Genomic DNA, 18,488 nt, shown 5'->3' with positions numbered 1-18,488 from the left:
CGGGTTATCGCTAGGGTCGACCCGGCAAGCTGAAAACGAGGGATGATGCGCATGGGGGATCGAGGGATGGTGCGCCGACAGTCGAAAGGCACCTTCCCATGGCGGTAACCCCTGCCGACGGTGCGCTGTCACCTGTCACGGCGCTGGCGCTGGTGGGTGTCGTGGGGGTGGGCGCGCAATGGCTGGCGTGGAAGCTGCGCCTGCCCGGAATCGTCCTCATGCTGGCCGCCGGAGTGATGATCGGCCCGGTTCTGGGTTGGTTCGATCCGGCGCGCGACATCGGGCCGCTCACGCAACCGCTGATCGCGCTGGCCGTCGCGGTGATCCTGTTCGAAGGGGGGCTGACTCTGAACCTGCGCTCGCTGTCCGACGCGGCGCTGGGCGTCAGGCGCCTTGTTTTTGTCGGGGCGCCCCTTGGCTGGCTGCTTTCGACGCTGGCGCTGCGCTACGGTGCGGGGCTGAGTTGGGAAAGCGCGGCGGTTTTTGGCGGCATCATGATCGTCACGGGCCCCACGGTCATCGCGCCGCTGCTCAGGCAGGCGCGGCTGGCCCGCCGCCCCGCCGCGCTTCTGCAATGGGAGGCGATCGTCAACGACCCCATCGGCGCGCTGGCTGCGGTACTGGCCTTCGAGGTGGTGCTGGTCCTCAACACGGCCACCACGGTCGGGTCGGCGGCGGGCGAACTGGCGCTGGGCGTCACGGTGGCGACCGTGACCGGGGTCGCGGCGGGCTATGGCCTGGCGCGTGCGTTCCGCCACGGGCAGGTGCCCGAGCACATGAAGGTGCCGGTGCTGTTCGTCTTGCTGGTGGGCATTTTCGCCCTTTCGGATTCGGTGCTGCATGAAAGCGGGCTGTTGGCCGTCACGATCATGGGCCTGGTCATCGCCAATGCCGAGTTGCCAAGCTACGAGGAACTGCGCCGCTTCAAGGAACACGCGACGATCCTGCTGGTCTCTGGCGTGTTCATCCTGCTGGCGGCCTCGCTGGATTTTTCCGCCCTCGGCCTGCTCGACTGGCGGGCGGCGATTTTCGTCGCGGCGGTGGTGCTGGTGGCCCGGCCCCTGACGGTGCTGGCCGCGCTGATCGGGTCGGGCATCCCGTTTCGCGAACAGCTGCTGGTGGCGCTGACCGGGCCGCGCGGTGTGGTGCTGGTCGCGGTGGCGGGCCTGTTCGGGGAACGGCTGGTGCAACTGGGCGTCGCGGATGCGGCCCTGATCGGCCCGCTGGCCTTTGTGCTGGTGGCCGCGACCGTGGTCCTGCACGGGTTTACGCTGGGGCCCTTTGCGAAGGCCCTTGGCCTGACGGCGGCGGGCACACCAGGTGTGTTGATCGTGGGTGGATCGCGCTGGACGACGCAGCTGGCCGAGGCGCTGACCAAGGCCGAAGTGCCCGTGCTGATCGCGGATGCCAACCGGGGCCATCTGCGCCGCGCGCGCGAGGCGGGGATTGCGACCTTTTTCGGCGACGTGCTGTCCGAGGCCGCCGAACATCGGATCGATTTCGTGGGCTATGCGACCGTGATCGCCGCCACCGACAACGATGCCTACAATACGTTGGTGGCGACCGATCTGGCGCCCGAACTGGGGCGCGAGAACGTCTTTCAGGTCACGCGCGAGAAAAGCGAACACACGCGCCATGCCTTGCCGCCGACGCTGGGGGGGCGCGCCTTTGCCGACGGGGCCACCTATCGCGAGATGGAATTGCGCGTCTGGCAGGGGTGGCAGTTTCGCCTGACCGGCCTGACCGAGGAATTCACCCTCGAGGATTGGCGGGCCAAACGCCCCGAGGCGGTGCTGGTCGCCATCCTGTCGAAATCCGGCGTGCTGCGCCCCGTCGGCCCTGAGGAACGGGTCGAGGCCCCGCCCGGAAGCCGCCTTTTGGCCCTGCGCCCCGAGGACCCGGCCGAACGCGGCGCACAGCCCCCCGCCAAACGCCGGCCGGCAAAAGGCGGCAACTGCCGGTTGATCGAACCGGGCGGGCGCGGCACCATGTCGACACGCTGAAACGATGCGCAACGCACGGAGGTTGGCATGATACGCCTTGTACCGATCCTCGCCCTTGTGGCGGCTCCGTCCGTCGCGGCGGCCTTTCCCGCCAATGGCACCTATCACAGTGCCTGCGCCGAGGGCGGCGCCCCCGCCGAGGACGCCGCCGAGGCGACGCTGGAGTTTCCCGAGCTTTGCTTCGACGGGGCGTGTTGCGCGCTCTACAACCCGACCCGTCTACGCGGTCTCGAAGAAGAATTCCTCTATGACGGTACCTGCCGCGAGGATGACGCCGAGTTCGAGGCGCGGCTCTATTTCGGGGAAGGGCCCGTGGCGGGCTCGATGGTCGTGGTGCTGCGCGGGCTGGGCATGACCCTTTATGATTGCGCGGCGCAATCCGGCGACGCGACCGAGGCGGCCGCGCCAGCCGACGACGCCGACACGCCCGAGGAAGACCCCGCCGCGCCGGAGGAGGAAAGCGAATGATCAAGTGTCTTAAGGGTATCGCCCTCATCCTTGCCGCCGTGGTGGCCCAGGCCGGCACAGCCGATGCGCAACAGATCCGCGAGGGGCGCTATCACCCCGACAATTGCCCCTCAGGGATGAGCGACATGACCATCACCCTGTCGGCGGGTCGGATCGCCTTTTGGGAGTCGACCTGCACGCTGATGAACCCGGTGCCGGTCCGCGATATGGGCGCGGCCGTCCTTTATGACGCGCAATGCCAGGGCGAGGGGCAGACATGGACACGACGCTATCTGCTGATGCCCGGCTTTCGCGGCGATCTGGTTCTGGTGGGCGAGGGATGGTCGCAAACCTACGTCTATTGCGGGCCGTGACGGCGCGGGCGACGTGTTGGTGTTGAACCCGGCGCGCGGCGTGGTAAACCCCGCGCGACCTCAAGGGATTTGACGCCATGAACTTCTTTGCCGATATCCGCGCGTTGGTGATCGACAGCCTGACCACGCTCAGCGCCGAGGGCGCCTTGCCCGAGGGCCTAGAGACCGGCAATGTCACGGTCGAGCCGCCCCGCGACCCCGCCCACGGCGACATGGCGACCAATGCCGCGATGGTGCTGGCCAAGCCCGCCGGGAAAAAGCCGCGCGACATCGCCGAGGCGCTGGCCTCCCATCTGCGCAGCGATCCGCGCATCGCCAGCGCCGAGGTCGCGGGCCCGGGGTTTCTGAACCTGCGGCTGTCGCCCGACAGCTGGCGCGATCTGCTGCGGGCCATGCTGTCCGAGGCGGCGCTTTACGGGCGTTCGACGCTGGGGCAGGGGCGGCGCGTGAACGTCGAATTCGTCTCCGCCAATCCCACCGGGCCGATGCATGTGGGCCATACGCGCGGCGCTGTTTTCGGCGATGCGCTGGCCAGCCTGCTGGATTTCACCGGGCACGAGGTAACGCGCGAATACTACATCAACGATGGCGGCGCGCAGGTCGATGTCCTCGCGCGGTCGGTCTATCTGCGCTATCTCGAGGCGCATGGACAGACCGTTGCCTTCGAGGAGGGCACCTATCCCGGCGACTACCTGATCCCGGTCGGCGCGGCGCTGGCCGAGGAAGTGGGCGAGCAGTGGATCGACCAGCCCGAGGCCGTCTGGCTGGAAGAAATCCGCGACTATGCCACCGACGCGATGATGGATCTGATCCGCGCGGATCTGGCCGCGCTCGGCGTCGAGATGGATGTGTTCTATTCCGAGAAATCGCTCTATTCCACGGGTCAGATCGAGGCGGCGATCGCCACGCTCAAGGATAAGGGCCTGATTTACGAAGGCGTGCTGGACCCGCCCAAGGGCAAGACGCCCGAGGATTGGGAGCCGCGCGAACAGACGCTGTTCAAATCGACCGATTATGGCGACGACGTGGACCGCCCGATCATGAAATCCGACGGCGGCTGGACCTATTTCGCCCCCGACATCGCCTATCACCATGACAAGGTCAGCCGCGGTTTCGACGAGTTGATCGACATTTTCGGGGCCGATCACGGCGGCTACGTCAAGCGGATGAAGGCCGCCGTCGCCGCGCTGTCGGGCGGGCGCGTCCCGCTGGACATCAAGTTGATGCAACTGGTCAAGCTCAAGCGCGGTGACCAGGACCTGAAGATGTCGAAACGCGCCGGCACCTTCGTGACCCTGCGCGACGTGGTCGAGATGGTCGGCGCGGATGTGACGCGCTTTGTCATGCTGACGCGCAAGAACGACGCCCCGCTGGATTTCGTCGTGGACAAGGTGCTGGAGCAGTCCAAGGACAACCCGGTCTGGTATGTGCAATACGCCCATGCCCGCATCCATTCGGTCCTGCGCAAGGCCGCCGAGGCCGGGCTGCCCACGTCGGAGACGCCCGCCGACCTGTCTGCCATCGCCGATCCGGCCGAGTTTGCGCTCGTCGCCAAGCTGGCCGAATGGCCCCGCCTGGTCGAGATCGCCGCCGAGGCGCATGAACCCCACCGCATCGCCTTTTACCTCTATGACCTCGCCTCGGAATTCCACGCGTTGTGGAACAAGGGCAACGCCGAGCCGCATCTGCGCTTCGTGCAAGAGGGTGATCCGGCCACAACGGCGGCGAAATTGGCCCTTCTGCGCGGCGTGGCGATTGTTATTTCCAACGGTCTTGGTATCTTGGGCGTCACACCGGTCGAGAAGATGTAAGGCGAAAACGCCACCCCGACCGGATCGAGCAGGTAGCGAACACCCCTACGGGCGCCGGTTTGGCGCGCGCGGCCAAGGGGCGATTTGAGGGCAGGCATGGCGAATTTCGAGTATTACGAGGACGGGTCTTCCGATTTTTACGAGGATGATCCGCAAGGAGCATATGACGAAACGGCCGGCACGGGGCGTCTTGGCACGCTGGTCAACTGGGCCGGGGCGGTTGTGTCGCTGGGGCTGGTCGTGGGCATGGGCGTCTGGGGCTGGCAACTGACGATGCGCGATGTCTCGGGCGTGCCTGTGGTGCGTGCCCTCGAAGGCCCGATGCGCGTCGCCCCCCGCCGATCCCGGTGGCACCCAGGCCCCCAACCAGGGCCTGGCCGTGAACCGCATCGCCGAGGGCGCCGAGGCCGGGCCGGTGCCCGATCGCCTCGTTCTTGCGCCGCCGCCCGTGGAACTGGCCGAACTTGATTTCGACACCGCCTCGACAGGCGGGACGGGGTCTGCCTCGGCCGCCACGCCGCAGCCCGCCCCCGAGGCCACCCCCGAGGCCGCCCAGGATGCGACGCAGGCGCTGATCTCGCGCCTGCTGGAAGACAGCGAACCGCTCGCGGCCGTATCTACCGATCCGACCCCGCCGCGGCAGGAGGGCGTGGAGCCTGAAGTCGTGCAGCAAACACCCCCGGCGGCAGTCATCGCACCGCCCTCGGGCACCGGGGTCACCGAGGCGCGGATAATTCCGGCCTCGGTGCCCGGTGTGCGTGTCTCTCTGCGCCCCGCTGCCCGGCCCGCCGGGTTTGCGCGGGCCAGCAACCCCGATGCGCCCGCGGTCCTGCCGGGCACCAGCGCCGATGTGGCGCTGCAGGTCACGACACCCCAAGGCGATGGTGTGCGCGAGATCGCCCCCGCCGACCTGCCCGAGGGCACGCGCCTGGTGCAGCTTGGCGCGTTCGACACCGCCGAGATCGCGCGGTCGGAATGGGCGCGCCTGAGCGCGCGTTTCCCCGATTTCATGGCCGGCCGGGCCCGCGTCATCGAAGAGGCCGCCTCGGGTGGGCAGCGCTTCTACCGGTTGCGCGCCGTGGGCTTTGACGATCTGGCGGCCTCGCGCCGGTTCTGTGCCGCGTTGGTGGCGCAGGGCGCGGCCTGTATCCCGGTCACGGTTCGCTGACGTGAGCGCGGCGATTTCGGCCACGATCCTCGGGCCGTCCGGGCCGACGCTTGGGCCCGCCGAGCGCGATTTCTTCGCCGAGGTGCAGCCATGGGGCTTCATCCTCTTTGCCCGCAACATCGAGAACCCGACCCAGCTGCGCGCCCTGACCGAGGATCTGCGCGAGGCCGTGGGCCGCAACGCCCCCATCCTGATCGACCAGGAGGGGGGGCGGGTGCAGCGCATGCGCCCGCCCTATTGGCGGCAATGGCGCCCCGCCCTCGACCAGATGGCGCAGGCCGGCCCTGCGCGCGCTGCGCGGGCGATGTATCTGCGCGCCCGGCTGATCGCCGATGAATTGCACGCCGTCGGCATCGACGTGAACTGCATGCCGCTGGCCGATGTGGCCCGCGATACCACCCATCCGATCCTCTTGAACCGGCTTTACGGTCACACGCCCGACGCCGTGATCGGCGCGGCGCGCGCGGTTGCGACCGGCCTGTTCGATGGCGGCGTTCTGCCGGTGCTCAAACACCTGCCCGGCTATGGTCTGGGCGAGGTGGACAGCCATCTCGACCTGCCGCGCGTCAGCGCCGCGGCAGAGGCGTTGCGCGCGACCGATTTCGCGGCCTTCAAACCGCTGGCGGACCTGCCCCTGGGGATGACGGCCCATATCGTCTACGAGGCGCTGGACGCGGATGCGCCCGCCACCCTCTCGTCTGCGATGATCGCGCTGATCCGGTGCGAGATCGGGTTCGACGGGCTGTTGATGACCGACGATCTGTCGATGGGCGCCTTGCCTGGCCCGATCGGCGATCGCGCACGGCGGGCGCGGGCGGCGGGCTGCAACCTGATCCTGCATTGCAACGGCGATCGGCCCGAGATGGAACAGGTCGTCGCCGCCGCCGGCGACCTGGATCCAGCCGAGATCGCCATGGGCGAGGCGGCGCTGGCCCTGCGCAACCGCCGCCAGCCGCTTGACATGGAGGCCGCCGAGGCCGACCTTTCCGACCTTCTGGACGGAGAGGTTTATGGCTGACACGCCGACCCCGGCAAATGACGCGCCCGATTGGGAGGCCGTCGCCTCGCGCCGCGCGGCCGAGGCGCTGATCGTTGATGTGGACGGGTTCGAGGGGCCGCTCGATCTTTTGCTCAGCCTTGCGCGGACGCAAAAGGTGGATCTGCGGCGCGTCTCGATCCTGGCGCTGACCGAGCAATACCTGGTTTTCATCGAAAAGGCCCGTGCCCTGCGGATCGAACTGGCCGCCGATTACCTCGTGATGGCGGCCTGGCTGGCCTTTCTCAAATCGCGCCTGCTGTTGCCGCCCGACCCGACCGAGGAAGGCCCCAGTGCCGAGGACATGGCCGCGCATCTGGCCTTTCAACTGGAACGTCTGTCGGCGATGCGCGACTGCGCCGCGAAGCTCATGGCGCGCGACCGGCTGGGCCGCGACCGCTTTGTCCGTGGTGCGCCCGAGGTGATGACAACCGCGAAATCGGTGACCTACACGGCGGGTCTGATCGACCTGTTGCAGGCCTATGCCCGCATCCGTACGCGCGACGATTTTCGCCCCTACGTGATGGACCGTGAAGATGTCTTCACCCTGGAAGAGGCGCTTGATCGTTTGCGCCCGTTGGTGGGCTACGCCGGTGAGTGGACCGACCTGATGAGTTATCTGCCCGAGGGCTGGCAGATGGACCCCAAGCGCCGCCGCGCCGCCACCGCCGCGCATTTCGCCGCCTCGCTGGAACTGGTCAAGGCGGGCCGGGTCGAGATCCGCCAGTCCGAGACCTTTGCCCCCATCCATCTGCGCCGGAGGGAGGAATGAGCGACAGCCCCGAGCGCGCCGCCGCCACGCCAGAGGACAGCCTGTTTCGCGCCCCGCCCCTTGGCGCGCAGGAACGCATGGTCGAGGCGATGCTGTTTGCCACCGCCGAGCCGCTCTCGGTCTCCGAGATGGCCGCGCGCATGCCACATGGGTGCGACCCGGCCGAGGCGGTGCAACTGCTGCGCCGCCGTTACGAGGGGCGGGGGATCAACGTTGTCCGCGTGGGCGAGGCCTGGGCGATCCGCACCGCGCCGGATCTGGGGTTTCTGATGGCGCGTGAAACGGTCGAGACGCGAAAACTGTCGCGTGCGGCGATCGAAACGCTGGCCATCGTCGCCTATCACCAGCCCGTCACTCGCGCCGAGATCGAGGAGATCCGTGGCGTCTCGGTGTCGCGCGGGACGGTGGACCAGTTGATCGAACTGGGCTGGGTGCGCTTTGGCCGTCGTCGCATGACGCCGGGCCGACCCGTTACCTATGTCGTGACCGAGGGGTTTCTGGATCATTTCGGGCTCGAGACTGCGCGCGACCTGCCGGGGCTCAAGGAACTGCGCGAGGCCGGCCTGCTGGAAAGCCGCCCCCCCGATGCCGAGGCGCCCGATCTGCCCCAGGACAGCACCGGCGACATGTTCGGCGAAGATGGCCCCGCGGCCGAGGATGACGAGGACCTCTGACTGTGGGGCCTGATTTTCGCCCCAATTCGCGCTATATGTAATGACAGACGCGGGTCTGCGCCCGTGGAAAAGAGCAGGAGGGGAAACCCCAATGGATCGCATGTTGAGGATGATTTTGCGCCCCTTGATCAACAAGCTGGTGAACAAGGGGGTCGATGTCGGGATCGACCAGATCGCCCGCCGCCGCAATGGTGGTCAGGCGGCCGAGGAATTGCCCGATGATCAAAGGGCCCGCGTCCGCGATACGCAGCGCAATGCCCGCCAGATGATGCGCACGGCGCGTCGCTTTACCCGTTTCTGAGCGCGAAACGATCTTCGGTGTGGATGACGCGCGGGCCAGTTTCTTGTGACCGGCCGGCGCGAGTGTGCCCGTCAGCAACCCCAGAAAACGTCGGCGAACGAAATATCGGTCGCCGACACGTCGGTGATCCCGAGGATCGTGATGGTGTGGGTGCCCGCCACGGCGCCGAACTCGTCCGACAGGTCGATCACGGTATGGCCGTTTGACAGGCTTACCCGATCGTCCGCGTCGTCCAGCACCCCGTTTCCGTTGGTGTCGAGATCTCCCCACTCGTCCAGAGATGCTCCGAAGTCCGCGCTGAAGCGGATCAGGTCGGCCCCGTCCCGCAGGTCGGTAATCGTGTCGTGCTCGAACGGGTTGGCGGTTTCGAACACGAACACGTCGGCATCGGCCCCGCCGGTCATCAGGTCATCGCCGCCATCGCCGATGACCCAATCGTTTCCGTCGTCGCCGAACAGCACGTCGTCGCCCCCAAGCCCGCGCACGAAATCGCACCCTTCGCCGCCGTTGAGCGTGGATATTCCAAACGGATCATCGCCGCCGAACAGGATATCATCCCCGGCTCCGCCGTCGAAGATCATCACGTCGCTGTTGCCCTGGATGAAGTCGTTACCCTCTTCGCCGTAGATGATCGTGGTCCCGAGGCTACCTCCGAACAACCGGTCATCCCCTGCGCCACCGTAAAGGGTGTCGATGCCTTCGCCGGAATACATCTCGTCGTTTCCGTCGCCCCCGAACATGAGGTCGTTGCCATCCCCTCCGCGCAGTACGTCGGCGCCTGTGCCCCCATCCAGCAGATCGTCATCTTCCCCGCCGATCAGCCGATCATCGCCCTCGCCGCCGTAGAGTTCGTCATCACCCTCTCTGCCACTCAAGCCGTCGTCACCGACGCCGCCAATAAGGGTGTCCTTGCCATATCCAGCGCTCAGGATGTCGTTTCCATCGCCCCCATCCAGCAGATCGTCATCTTCCCCGCCGATAAGAACATCATTCCCATTTCCGCCTTCGAGGGTGTCGCGGCCATCCCACCCCTCCAGACGGTCATCGCCATTTCCGCCAGATAGGTAGTCGTTTCCGAACTCGGGGTCGCCGTCGAAGTCGCCAGACAGCGTGTCGTTGCCCTCGCCGCCATAGAGCGTGTCATTGCCGGCGCCCCCGGAAAGCTGGTCGTCGCCCATTTCGCCATATAGCTTGTCGTGGCCCGCGTCGCCATAGAGCGCATCCTGCCCCTCGCCGCCGCGCAGGCGGTCATTGCCGTCGCCGCCGAACAGCAGGTCTGCGCCGTCGCCGCCAAACAGCTTGTCGTTGCCTTCGCCGCCGGAAAGCGTGTCGTCGTCAGCCCCGCCGTTCAACGTGTCCCTGCCCGTGCCACCAACCAAAGAGTCGTTCCCGGCATCGCCGAACAGCTTGTCGTTTCCGGCGCCGCCATAGGCCAAGTCGTCACCACTGCCCGAGCGCAGGATGTCCTTTCCGTCGCCGCCGGAAAGCGTGTCGTCGCCGCCTTTTCCGTCCAGGATGTCGTTGCCCGCAAGCCCGATCAGCCAGTCTTCCGAGAATGTGCCAAGCAGTTTATCGTTCGCGTCCGTCCCGATGAGATCGACCATATGTCCGCTCCAATCACACTGGATTTTGCGCGCGCAATTATGGTCGCTTCAGGTGCAATGGTTCTTGATGCAGATCATTGCAAAAATGAGTCGGTCAATGTTTCCAATTTGGCAACAGGCCAAGGGCCTCGCGGTTACCCACGAGCGGCAGTTCAGGTTCCTTCTGCAGAGGTTCAGATGGTGCGGCGTGCGACCGGCCCGGCGGGCAGGGTGGCGCACCGATCATGACGGCCGACTTGACGTCGACCCGGACGAACGAAAAGGGGCGCCGAACCGGCGCCCCTTTCCCCGTCTCGTGACCCCGCGATCAGCAGGAATAGTACATCTTGTACTCGACCGGGTGCGGGCAGTGTTCGAAGGCGTAGACCTCTTCCCACTTGAGTTCCATGTAACCCTCGAGCTGGTCCTTGGTGAACACGTCGCCCTTGAGCAGGAAGTCGTGATCGGCCTCGAGCGCCTCGAGCGCTTCGCGCAAGGATGCGCAGACGGTCGGGATGCCGGCCAGTTCCTCGGGCGGCAGATCGTAAAGGTCCTTGTCGGACGGATCGCCGGGGTGGATCTTGTTCTGGATACCGTCAAGGCCGGCCATCAGCAGCGCCGCAAAGCACAGGTAGGGGTTTGCCGACGGATCGGGGAAGCGGGCCTCGACGCGCTTGGCCTTGGGGCTTTCCGTCCACGGAATACGCACACAGCCCGAGCGGTTGCGGGCCGAATAGGCGCGCAGAACCGGGGCCTCGAAGCCGGGGATCAGGCGCTTGTAGCTGTTGGTGGAGGGGTTGGTGAAGGCGTTCAGCGTCTTGGCGTGCTTGAGGATGCCGCCGATGAAATACAGCGCCTCGTCCGACAGGTCGGCATATTTGTCACCTGCAAACAGCGGCTTGCCGTCTTTCCAGATCGACATGTTCACATGCATGCCGGTGCCGTTGTCGCCCGCGATGGGCTTGGGCATGAAGGTCGCCGACTTGCCATAGGCATGCGCCACGTTGTGGATGACGTACTTGTATTTCTGCAACTCGTCGGCCTGCGTGGTCAGCGAGTTGAAGATCAGGCCAAGCTCGTGCTGGCACGACGCCACCTCGTGGTGGTGCTTGTCGACCTTCATGCCGATCTGCTTCATCGTCGACAGCATTTCCGAGCGCAGGTCCTGCGCGGCGTCGGTCGGGTTCACGGGGAAGTAGCCGCCCTTGATGCCCGGACGATGGCCCATGTTGCCCATCTCGTACTCGGTGTCGCCGTTCCAGGCGGCGTCCTGGGCGTCGACCTCGAAGGCGACCTTGTTCATCTCGACCGAGATGCGCACGTCGTCGAACAGGAAGAATTCGGCTTCCGGCCCGAAGAACGCGGTGTCGCCGATACCCGTCGATTTCAGGTAGGCTTCGGCCAGTTGGGCGGTGCCGCGCGGGTCACGATTATAGGGTTCGCCGGTGTCCGGCTCGACGACCGAGCAGTGCAGACAGATCGTCTTTTCCGCATAGAACGGGTCGATATAGGCGCTGTCGGTATCGGGCATCAGTTTCATGTCCGAGGCCTCGATGCCTTTCCAGCCCGCGATCGACGAGCCGTCGAACATGAACCCCTCTTCGAGGAAGTCCTCATCGACCTGATCGGACATCACCGTGACGTGCTGCAGCTTGCCGCGCGGATCGGTGAAGCGGATGTCGACATAGGCCGCATCCTCGTCCTTGATCATCTTCAATACGTTGTCTTTGCTCATCGTGACCTTCCCTTGACGTTTTGGTCGGATCGCCGGGCGCGGGGGCCCGGTCTGGTTGCAGCGGATGGCCGGGCCCGCCAGCGGGCCGGCCGCGGAAACGGGTTACAGCGCGTCCTCGTCGGTTTCGCCGGTGCGAATGCGGATGGCTTGGCTGATGTCGGAGACGAAGATCTTGCCGTCGCCGATCTTGTCGGTCTTGGCCGCGGCGATGATCGCCTCGATCGCGGCCTCGGCCTGATCGTCGGCGAGGACGACCTCGATCTTCACCTTGGGCAGGAAATCAACGACGTATTCCGCGCCGCGATACAGTTCGGTGTGCCCTTTCTGGCGGCCAAATCCCTTTACCTCGGTCACCGAGAGGCCCTGGATGCCGATTTCCTGCAAGGCTTCCTTCACCTCGTCGAGTTTGAAGGGTTTGATGATCGCCTCGATCTTCTTCATCTTGGGGTGTCTCCTCGCCTATCCTCGCAGCGTTGGCCGCGCGACCCCGTGACACCACTTTGTGGCAGGGTCGTCCATCGGCTAGCTTAAAGCTTGGGCAATCGGACGCGGGATTCCGGAATTTGCGATCAGAAAACAGGCGATGCGCACAAAAAATGTTCGAAACTGAATCGAGCGGCGGAGGACGATCTTGATGGAATTGCTGACGGCCGCGCAGATGCGCGATTTCGAGCAGGCCGAGATGGCTGCCGGTCGCGCCAACGGCCTGGAATTGATGGAACGGGCCGGGCAGGGCGTTGTACAGGCAATCTTGTCGCGCTGGCCCGATCTGGCCGAGGGCGAGCGGCGGGCGGTGATCTGGTGCGGGCCCGGCAACAATGGCGGCGATGGCTATGTGATCGCCCGGCTGTTGGCCGACCGGGGCTGGGATGTCGCCGTCCGCGCGCTCGGCGACCCGCGTCGCCTGCCGCCGGATGCGGCCGAAAACCACCGCCGCTGGTGCGCGCGCGGCCCGGTCGCGCCGCTGGCGGCGGGGCCCGTGGCCGAGGGGGCGCCCGATCTGTTCGTTGACGCGCTGTTCGGCACGGGGCTGACCCGGCCCCTCGACGGTGCGCTGGCCCAGGCGTTCGCCGAGATGCAACGGCACAGGGCGGCCCGGGACGGCGCTCTGTGTGCGGTTGCCGTTGATATCCCCTCGGGCCTGTGCTCGGACAGCGGACGGCGCATGGGCAATGCTTTGGACTATGACCTGACGGTGACTTTTCACAGTGCCAAGCCGGGGCATTATCTGGCCGAGGGGCCGTCTGCATGCGGGGGGGTGGCCGTGGTCGATATCGGCCTGCCGGGGCCATCGCCCGAACATCCGTCCGGTGATGTCGCCCGGTTGGTGACGGGGCCGGGGGCGGTTGGCAAGCGGGCGGGCCACAAATACGATCACGGGCATGCCGTCATTTTGGCGGGGCCGATGGGGCGCACCGGTGCGGGGCGGCTGGCGGCGCGCGCGGCGCTGCGGGTCGGGGCGGGGCTGGTGACGGTGGCCGCCCCCGGATCGGCCCTGTTGGAATGCGCCGCGCAGCTGACCGCGATCATGGTGCGGCGCTGCGACGATGCCGATGGGCTGGCCGCGCTTTTGCACGATGCGCGGCTGAATGCCCTTTGCCTCGGGCCGGGGCTGGGCCTTGGGCCGGGGACGCGCGATCTGGTCGGCATCGCCCTGCGCGACGCGGCGCGCGGCGTGGTTCTGGATGCCGATGCATTGACCGCCTTCGCGGAGGATCCCGATGCGCTGTTTGCCCGATTGCACGGGCGCGCGGTCCTGACCCCCCATGATGGCGAGTTTGCGCGGCTGTTCCCGGATCTGGCCGCGCCATTGCGCGGCGCGCCGGACAGCGGCCCGGCCTGGTCGCGGATCGACGCGGCGCGTGCGGCGGCGGCGCGCGCGGGCGCGGTGCTGCTGCTCAAGGGGCCGGACACCGTGATCGCGGCACCCGACGGGCGTGTCGCCGTCCATGCCGCGGCTTACGAGCGGGCCGCGCCATGGCTGGCCACGGCCGGGGCGGGGGATGTGTTGGCCGGATTGGTGGCCGGCCTTCTGGCGCGCGGCCTGACACCCGACAGGGCCGCGCAATCGGCGGCCTGGCTGCATGTCGAGGCTGCGCGCGCCTTTGGCCCCGGCCTGATCGCCGAGGATCTGCCCGAGGTTCTGCCGCGTGTCCTTGCCGCGCCTTGAGCGGACCGGTCAGCGTGGCGCGGCCTGGGCGGCCTTGGTCGCGGCCATGGCGGGCAGCGCATCGGCCGAGGCCAGTTCCAGACCATCGGCATAGAGGATCTCGGGCTGCCCGAAGAACAGCTGCAGCACCGCCTCGGGGGTGTGGTCGGACCAGCGCACATACTGTCCGTCGATGACCTGCGTGATCCTGGGGGCGGCCGCCTTGCGCTGCCACATGGCCTGGGCGCGCCAGTCGCGGATCAGGATGCGTTGATCCGGCATCAGGACCACGTCGCGGTCGGGCTTGCCGCCAAAGGCATCCCGCGCCACCTGCACACAACGTGTTCCCGGCCTTAGGGGCCGGCGAATGAGGGCGCGCAGCGGGCGCAGGCCGCGCCGTGTCACGATACGGTCACCGGCGGACAGAAAGGCCGCCGGAAGGAGGCCATCGGCCGTCATGATCCGCGTATCGGGCGTTATCCCGACGGTCGATTGGCCAATGCGCAGTCTTGGACTGGAGCGCGGAGTCGCCGCCGCGCCGGATTTGGATTGGGTCATGGAACCACTTGCTCGATGTTCCGGGCATGAATTGCCTCTGGTTTTATGAGGGTAGCGTACCCCATCGGGCGCGGCGCGCACAGGGATTTCTGCGGCAAGGCTGATCTTGTGACCGGAATTCGGGCAATTGACATTGCAAATCCCAAGCTTCGCAGTGGTCATGACAGTCTGCGGCACAGGGATTATCAAGTGATAAAACCATGGCGCTGATGGCGCGATTGCCCCTCGCATCGGCCGGGGCGCTCTGCTAAGCACGGCCGCGTTGCGGGTGTGGCGGAACTGGTAGACGCACCAGATTTAGGTTCTGGCGCCGCGAGGCGTGGAGGTTCGAGTCCTCTCACCCGCACCATACCGGAAATGAACGAAAACCCTGGTCTTTGCCTTCGTCACCGCAACGGTGGATGAAGGGCGCAGCGTCATGCGCCATCTGCCTTGGGGGCCTCGCTCAGGCTCTTTCCGCCAAATCCCCAGCTACGGTGGCGTTGGTGCCAAAGCCGCGTTGGTCGTCGTGCCGCCGATGCAAGCGCGCGCGGGCATGAAACTTCTGTGACAGCGCCGATCGGCCATTGCGCATACATATATTTCGTATATCCACGAAATATGGAAGAAATGATTCCCTCTCGCCTGTCCATTCTTGGGCACCCGCAGCGGTTGGCCGTGTTCCGGCTTCTCATGCGCCGTTACCCCGACCGCGTGCCCGCCGGGGAACTGGCGCATGCGCTCGATCTGAAGGCTTCGACGCTGTCGGCCTACCTGTCGGCGCTGAGCCAGGCCGGGCTGGTCACGCAGGAGCGCGTGGGAACTTCGCTTCGATACGCGATTGCCATGACAGAGGTGCGACACACCTTCGACTACCTGCTCCTCGATTGCTGTCGCGGTCGACCGGAGCTTTGCTCTCCCCTCTCGTCCCCCACCGCCACAGGACACCCGCCCATGCCCGACCACACGTACAAGGTGCTGTTCATCTGCACCGGAAATTCCGCGCGTTCGATCTTTGCCGAGTCGATCCTTCGGCGCGAGGCGGGCGATCGTTTCGAGGCGTTCTCGGCCGGCACCCGGCCGCACTCGGACCTGAACCCGTTCGCGCTCGACCTGCTGCAACAGAAAGGCCATGACATCTCGGGTCTTCGGGCCAAGAACATCGCCGCGTTCCAGGGCGAAGGGGCACCAGCCTTCGACTTCGTCTTCACGGTCTGCAACCAGGCCGCGAACGAGGAATGCCCGGCCTGGTCGGGTCAGCCGGTTAGCGCCCATTGGGGCATGCCCGATCCCGTCAAGGCCGAGGGCACCGACGCTCAGAAAAGCCTCGCCTTTCATCAGGCCTACGGCGCTCTGCGAAACCGGATCAAGGCGTTCACCGCGCTGCCGATCGCCGCGCTCGATCGCATTTCGCTGCAAAAGGCGGTAGACGATATCGGGCAGATCGCGACCCGGGCCGACGCCGGAGCGGGCGCATGACCGTTTACGCTCTCAACGGCCTTGGCCGGATCGGCAAGCTGGCGCTCAGACCGCTTCTCGAGCGCGGCGCACATATGGCCTGGATCAACGATGCGCTGGGGGATCCGGCCATGCATGCGCATCTGCTGGAATTCGACACGGTACATGGGCGATGGGGGGCCGCGTTCGACCATGATGCCGACAGCGTCACCATCGACGGGGTGCGCCTGCCGTTCGTGGGCACGCGGGACCTGTCGGCCTTGCCGCTGGACGGCGTCGATGTGGTCATCGACTGCACGGGTGCCTTCAAGACCGAGGCCAGGCTCGCCCCCTATTTCGCGGCCGGCGTCAAAAAGGTGGTGGTATCGGCCCCGGTCAAGGATGGGCCCACCGCGAACATCGTCTACGGCGTGAACCACGAGGTTTACGACCCAGCGGTCCATGGCATCGTGACGGCGGCCTCCTGCACCACGAACTGCCTCGCGCCGGTGGTGAAGGTTCTGCACGAAGCCATCGGCATCCGCCACGGCTCGATCACCACGATCCACGACGTGACGAATACCCAGACCATCGTCGACCGCCCCGCCAAGGACCTGCGCCGCGCACGTTCGGCGCTCAACTCGCTGATCCCGACAACGACCGGGTCGGCGACGGCGATCACGCTGATCTATCCCGAGTTGACGGGCCGACTGAATGGCCATGCGGTGCGGGTGCCACTGTTGAACGCGTCGATCACCGATTGCGTCTTCGAGGTGGAACGGCCGACGACCGTCGAGGAGGTCAACGCGCTGTTCAAGGCCGCCGCCGAGGGGCCGCTGAACGGCATCCTGGGCTACGAGGAGCGCCCGCTTGTATCCGCCGATTATGCGAACGACCCAAGGTCGGCCATCGTGGATGCGCCCTCGACCATGGTGGTGAACGGCACGCAGGTGAAGATTTATGCCTGGTACGACAACGAGATGGGGTATGCGCACCGTCTCGTCGATGTCGCGCTGATGGTCGGGGCGTCGTTGTGAGCCAGCGTCCCGAGGGCCTGTCCGCCTATATGGCCGTTACGGCGTCCTATTGGGCGTTCATGCTGACGGACGGCGCACTGCGCATGCTGGTGCTGCTGCATTTCCACACGCTCGGCTTCTCGCCGGTGCAGCTTGCCTATCTGTTCGTGCTCTACGAGGTCGCGGGCATGGTCACGAACCTGTCGGCCGGGTGGATCGCGGCGCGCTTCGGGCTGACCTCGACCCTTTATGCGGGGCCTGGGGTTGCAGGTCCTGGCGCTGATTGCGCTGGCGCAGCTCGATCCGGGCTGGGCCGTCGGCCTTTCTGTCGCCTTCGTGATGGTCGTCCAGGGCGCGAGCGGCGTTGCCAAGGATCTCGCCAAGATGTCCTCGAAATCGGCGGTCAAGATCCTTGCGCCGGCTGGAAATGGCGGGCTGTTTCGCTGGGTCGCCATCCTGACGGGGTCGAAGAACGCCGTGAAGGGGCTGGGGTTCCTTCTCGGCGCGGGGCTGCTGGCGACCATCGGGTTCGTCTGGGCCGTGCTGGTGATGGCGGCTGTTCTGGCCGCGATCCTCGCCCTGGTGCTGATCGCCATGCCGTCCGGCCTGCCCAAGGGGCGCAAGGGCGCGAAATTCTCCGAGGTCTTCTCCAAATCCGCGAATGTCAACTGGCTCTCGGCGGCGCGGGTCTTCCTGTTCGGCGCACGGGACGTGTGGTTCGTGGTCGGCATCCCGATCTATTTCTATGCGGTGCTGTCAGACGGCACGACCGAGGGCAATCGCGCCGCGTTCTTCATGATCGGCACCTTCATGGCGCTTTTGATCATCCTCTACGGCGCCGTGCAGGCCTCGGCCCCGCGCGTCCTGCGCGCGGCGACCACCCCCGAGCGCGATCTTGTGGGCAAGGCCCGCGGCTGGGCCTGGGCGCTGGCGGCCATTCCCGCGACCCTGACCGCGGCGGCCATCGCCTTCGGCGCGCCGCAGCCTTGGCTGACAGCCGTTCTGGTGGCGGGGCTGCTGGTCTTCGGCGCGGTTTTCGCGGTGAACTCGGCCCTTCATTCCTACCTGATCCTCGCCTTTACCAAGGCCGAGCGCGTCACGATGGATGTGGGGTTTTACTACATGGCGAATGCGGGCGGGCGACTGCTCGGGACGGTTCTGTCCGGCCTGACCTATCAGATCGGCGGTCTGCCCCTCATGCTCGGCACCGCGACGCTTATGGTGGCGCTCTCCGCGCTTGCCGCCGGGCGACTGACCGCGACCGAGCCTGAGGTTACGCCAGCCTGAGCGTCGCCGAGCGGGGGGCGACGACGCGCATTGATTGGCCCCGCGCCATCCCTGGTGCAAATGGGGGCTTCCTCAGCCCGATCCGTCAGCAAGCGCCGCGCCTCGGGGCCGCGCAGGCGCGGCACCGGGCCCCGCAGCCGGATGGGGGCCCCTTGGCG

The 18,488-nt window shown here is 66.5% G+C and carries 16 protein-coding genes, 1 tRNA gene and 1 pseudogene; 14 read left to right on the top strand and 4 right to left on the bottom strand.

The features are described 5' to 3' along the window. Nucleotides 1-98 precede the first annotated feature (98 nt). The 9 genes from ROSELON_RS16195 to ROSELON_RS16155 all read left to right on the top strand — a co-directional run bounded on the left by ROSELON_RS16195 (nt 99) and on the right by ROSELON_RS16155 (nt 8,586). The gene (locus ROSELON_RS16195; protein WP_025313347.1) at nt 99-2,003 is read left to right on the top strand and encodes a cation:proton antiporter; all 1,905 of its coding nucleotides are present in this window, start codon (nt 99-101) and stop codon (nt 2,001-2,003) included. Between the two features lie 27 nt (nt 2,004-2,030). Further along, on the top strand, nt 2,031-2,471 hold the full coding sequence (locus ROSELON_RS16190) for a hypothetical protein (RefSeq protein ID WP_025313346.1): 441 nt from the start codon (nt 2,031-2,033) through the stop codon (nt 2,469-2,471). Next, nucleotides 2,468-2,824, top strand: a complete 357-nt coding sequence (locus ROSELON_RS16185; protein WP_025313345.1) for a hypothetical protein — start codon at nt 2,468-2,470, stop codon at nt 2,822-2,824. The genes ROSELON_RS16190 and ROSELON_RS16185 overlap by 4 nt, the downstream gene beginning before the upstream one ends. A 77-nt stretch (nt 2,825-2,901) precedes the next feature. Beyond that, nucleotides 2,902-4,635 (top strand): arginine--tRNA ligase, encoded by a 1,734-nt coding sequence (gene argS, locus ROSELON_RS16180; RefSeq protein ID WP_025313344.1) that lies wholly within the window; start codon nt 2,902-2,904, stop codon nt 4,633-4,635. Nucleotides 4,636-4,939: 304 nt separating this feature from the next. Further along, nucleotides 4,940-5,803 (top strand): SPOR domain-containing protein, encoded by an 864-nt coding sequence (locus ROSELON_RS16175; RefSeq protein ID WP_051508435.1) that lies wholly within the window; start codon nt 4,940-4,942, stop codon nt 5,801-5,803. Nucleotide 5,804: 1 nt separating this feature from the next. Then, nucleotides 5,805-6,821, top strand: a complete 1,017-nt coding sequence (locus ROSELON_RS16170; RefSeq protein ID WP_038650519.1) for a glycoside hydrolase family 3 N-terminal domain-containing protein — start codon at nt 5,805-5,807, stop codon at nt 6,819-6,821. Continuing rightward, on the top strand, nt 6,814-7,611 hold the full coding sequence (locus ROSELON_RS16165; RefSeq protein ID WP_025313342.1) for a segregation and condensation protein A: 798 nt from the start codon (nt 6,814-6,816) through the stop codon (nt 7,609-7,611). Before ROSELON_RS16170 ends, ROSELON_RS16165 begins: the two co-directional genes overlap by 8 nt. Then, on the top strand, nt 7,608-8,285 hold the full coding sequence (gene scpB / locus ROSELON_RS16160) for an SMC-Scp complex subunit ScpB (protein WP_025313341.1): 678 nt from the start codon (nt 7,608-7,610) through the stop codon (nt 8,283-8,285). Before ROSELON_RS16165 ends, scpB begins: the two co-directional genes overlap by 4 nt. Before the next feature lie 100 nt (nt 8,286-8,385). After that, the gene (locus ROSELON_RS16155) at nt 8,386-8,586 is read left to right on the top strand and encodes a hypothetical protein (protein ID WP_156945964.1); all 201 of its coding nucleotides are present in this window, start codon (nt 8,386-8,388) and stop codon (nt 8,584-8,586) included. A 71-nt stretch (nt 8,587-8,657) separates the two neighbouring features. On the opposite strand, the gene ROSELON_RS18960 is transcribed toward ROSELON_RS16155, so the two are convergent. The 3 genes from ROSELON_RS18960 to ROSELON_RS16140 all read right to left on the bottom strand — a co-directional run bounded on the left by ROSELON_RS18960 (nt 8,658) and on the right by ROSELON_RS16140 (nt 12,345). After that, the gene (locus tag ROSELON_RS18960; protein ID WP_025313339.1) at nt 8,658-10,190 is read right to left on the bottom strand and encodes a calcium-binding protein; all 1,533 of its coding nucleotides are present in this window, start codon (nt 10,188-10,190) and stop codon (nt 8,658-8,660) included. 307 nt (nt 10,191-10,497) lie between these two features. Beyond that, nucleotides 10,498-11,904, bottom strand: a complete 1,407-nt coding sequence (gene glnA, locus ROSELON_RS16145) for a type I glutamate--ammonia ligase (RefSeq protein WP_025313338.1) — start codon at nt 11,902-11,904, stop codon at nt 10,498-10,500. Nucleotides 11,905-12,006: 102 nt separating this feature from the next. Next, on the bottom strand, nt 12,007-12,345 hold the full coding sequence (locus ROSELON_RS16140) for a P-II family nitrogen regulator (protein ID WP_025313337.1): 339 nt from the start codon (nt 12,343-12,345) through the stop codon (nt 12,007-12,009). A 193-nt stretch (nt 12,346-12,538) separates the two neighbouring features. On the opposite strand from ROSELON_RS16140, the gene ROSELON_RS16135 reads away from it, so the two are divergent. Beyond that, nucleotides 12,539-14,074, top strand: coding sequence for an NAD(P)H-hydrate dehydratase (locus ROSELON_RS16135; protein WP_245605369.1), 1,536 nt, complete (start codon nt 12,539-12,541; stop codon nt 14,072-14,074). A gap of 9 nt (nt 14,075-14,083) precedes the next feature. Here the strand turns inward: ROSELON_RS16135 and ROSELON_RS17945 are convergent, their stop codons facing one another. Beyond that, nucleotides 14,084-14,611: a Hint domain-containing protein gene (locus ROSELON_RS17945; protein WP_025313335.1), complete on the bottom strand. Its 528-nt coding sequence runs from the start codon at nt 14,609-14,611 to the stop codon at nt 14,084-14,086. A gap of 264 nt (nt 14,612-14,875) precedes the next feature. On the opposite strand from ROSELON_RS17945, the gene ROSELON_RS16125 reads away from it, so the two are divergent. From ROSELON_RS16125 to arsJ, 4 genes and pseudogenes are all read left to right on the top strand, one after another. Then, nucleotides 14,876-14,960: transfer RNA gene (locus ROSELON_RS16125), tRNA-Leu, on the top strand. 251 nt (nt 14,961-15,211) lie between these two features. Continuing rightward, entirely contained in the window at nt 15,212-16,069 is an 858-nt protein-coding gene (locus ROSELON_RS16120) for an arsenate reductase/protein-tyrosine-phosphatase family protein (protein WP_025313334.1), read from the top strand. Further along, nucleotides 16,066-17,064, top strand: coding sequence for an ArsJ-associated glyceraldehyde-3-phosphate dehydrogenase (locus ROSELON_RS16115; RefSeq protein WP_025313333.1), 999 nt, complete (start codon nt 16,066-16,068; stop codon nt 17,062-17,064). Before ROSELON_RS16120 ends, ROSELON_RS16115 begins: the two co-directional genes overlap by 4 nt. A gap of 29 nt (nt 17,065-17,093) precedes the next feature. Then, nucleotides 17,094-18,330, top strand: a pseudogene (gene arsJ / locus ROSELON_RS16110) (organoarsenical effux MFS transporter ArsJ). Nucleotides 18,331-18,488: the final 158 nt, after the last annotated feature.

Origin of the sequence: Roseibacterium elongatum DSM 19469 (assembly GCF_000590925.1) — a bacterium.
In the GTDB taxonomy this organism is placed as follows: domain Bacteria; phylum Pseudomonadota; class Alphaproteobacteria; order Rhodobacterales; family Rhodobacteraceae; genus Roseibacterium; species Roseibacterium elongatum.
The sequence above is the reverse complement of the archived record's forward strand: the minus strand, read 5'-3'. Positions and strand labels throughout refer to the sequence as shown.

Excerpts from the sequence above, each read along its gene's own strand:
- ROSELON_RS18960 (WP_025313339.1), bottom strand. The coding sequence starts at position 10,190 with ATGGTCGATCTCATCGGGACGGACGCGAACGATAAACTGCTTGGCACA.
- ROSELON_RS16155 (WP_156945964.1), top strand. The coding sequence starts at position 8,386 with ATGTTGAGGATGATTTTGCGCCCCTTGATCAACAAGCTGGTGAACAAG.
- ROSELON_RS16115 (WP_025313333.1), top strand. The coding sequence starts at position 16,066 with ATGACCGTTTACGCTCTCAACGGCCTTGGCCGGATCGGCAAGCTGGCG.
- ROSELON_RS16165 (WP_025313342.1), top strand. The coding sequence starts at position 6,814 with ATGGCTGACACGCCGACCCCGGCAAATGACGCGCCCGATTGGGAGGCC.
- scpB (WP_025313341.1), top strand. The coding sequence starts at position 7,608 with ATGAGCGACAGCCCCGAGCGCGCCGCCGCCACGCCAGAGGACAGCCTG.
- ROSELON_RS17945 (WP_025313335.1), bottom strand. The coding sequence starts at position 14,611 with ATGACCCAATCCAAATCCGGCGCGGCGGCGACTCCGCGCTCCAGTCCA.
- ROSELON_RS16135 (WP_245605369.1), top strand. The coding sequence starts at position 12,539 with ATGGAATTGCTGACGGCCGCGCAGATGCGCGATTTCGAGCAGGCCGAG.
- glnA (WP_025313338.1), bottom strand. The coding sequence starts at position 11,904 with ATGAGCAAAGACAACGTATTGAAGATGATCAAGGACGAGGATGCGGCC.
- ROSELON_RS16195 (WP_025313347.1), top strand. The coding sequence starts at position 99 with ATGGCGGTAACCCCTGCCGACGGTGCGCTGTCACCTGTCACGGCGCTG.
- ROSELON_RS16185 (WP_025313345.1), top strand. The coding sequence starts at position 2,468 with ATGATCAAGTGTCTTAAGGGTATCGCCCTCATCCTTGCCGCCGTGGTG.
- ROSELON_RS16190 (WP_025313346.1), top strand. The coding sequence starts at position 2,031 with ATGATACGCCTTGTACCGATCCTCGCCCTTGTGGCGGCTCCGTCCGTC.
- ROSELON_RS16120 (WP_025313334.1), top strand. The coding sequence starts at position 15,212 with ATGGAAGAAATGATTCCCTCTCGCCTGTCCATTCTTGGGCACCCGCAG.
- ROSELON_RS16140 (WP_025313337.1), bottom strand. The coding sequence starts at position 12,345 with ATGAAGAAGATCGAGGCGATCATCAAACCCTTCAAACTCGACGAGGTG.
- argS (WP_025313344.1), top strand. The coding sequence starts at position 2,902 with ATGAACTTCTTTGCCGATATCCGCGCGTTGGTGATCGACAGCCTGACC.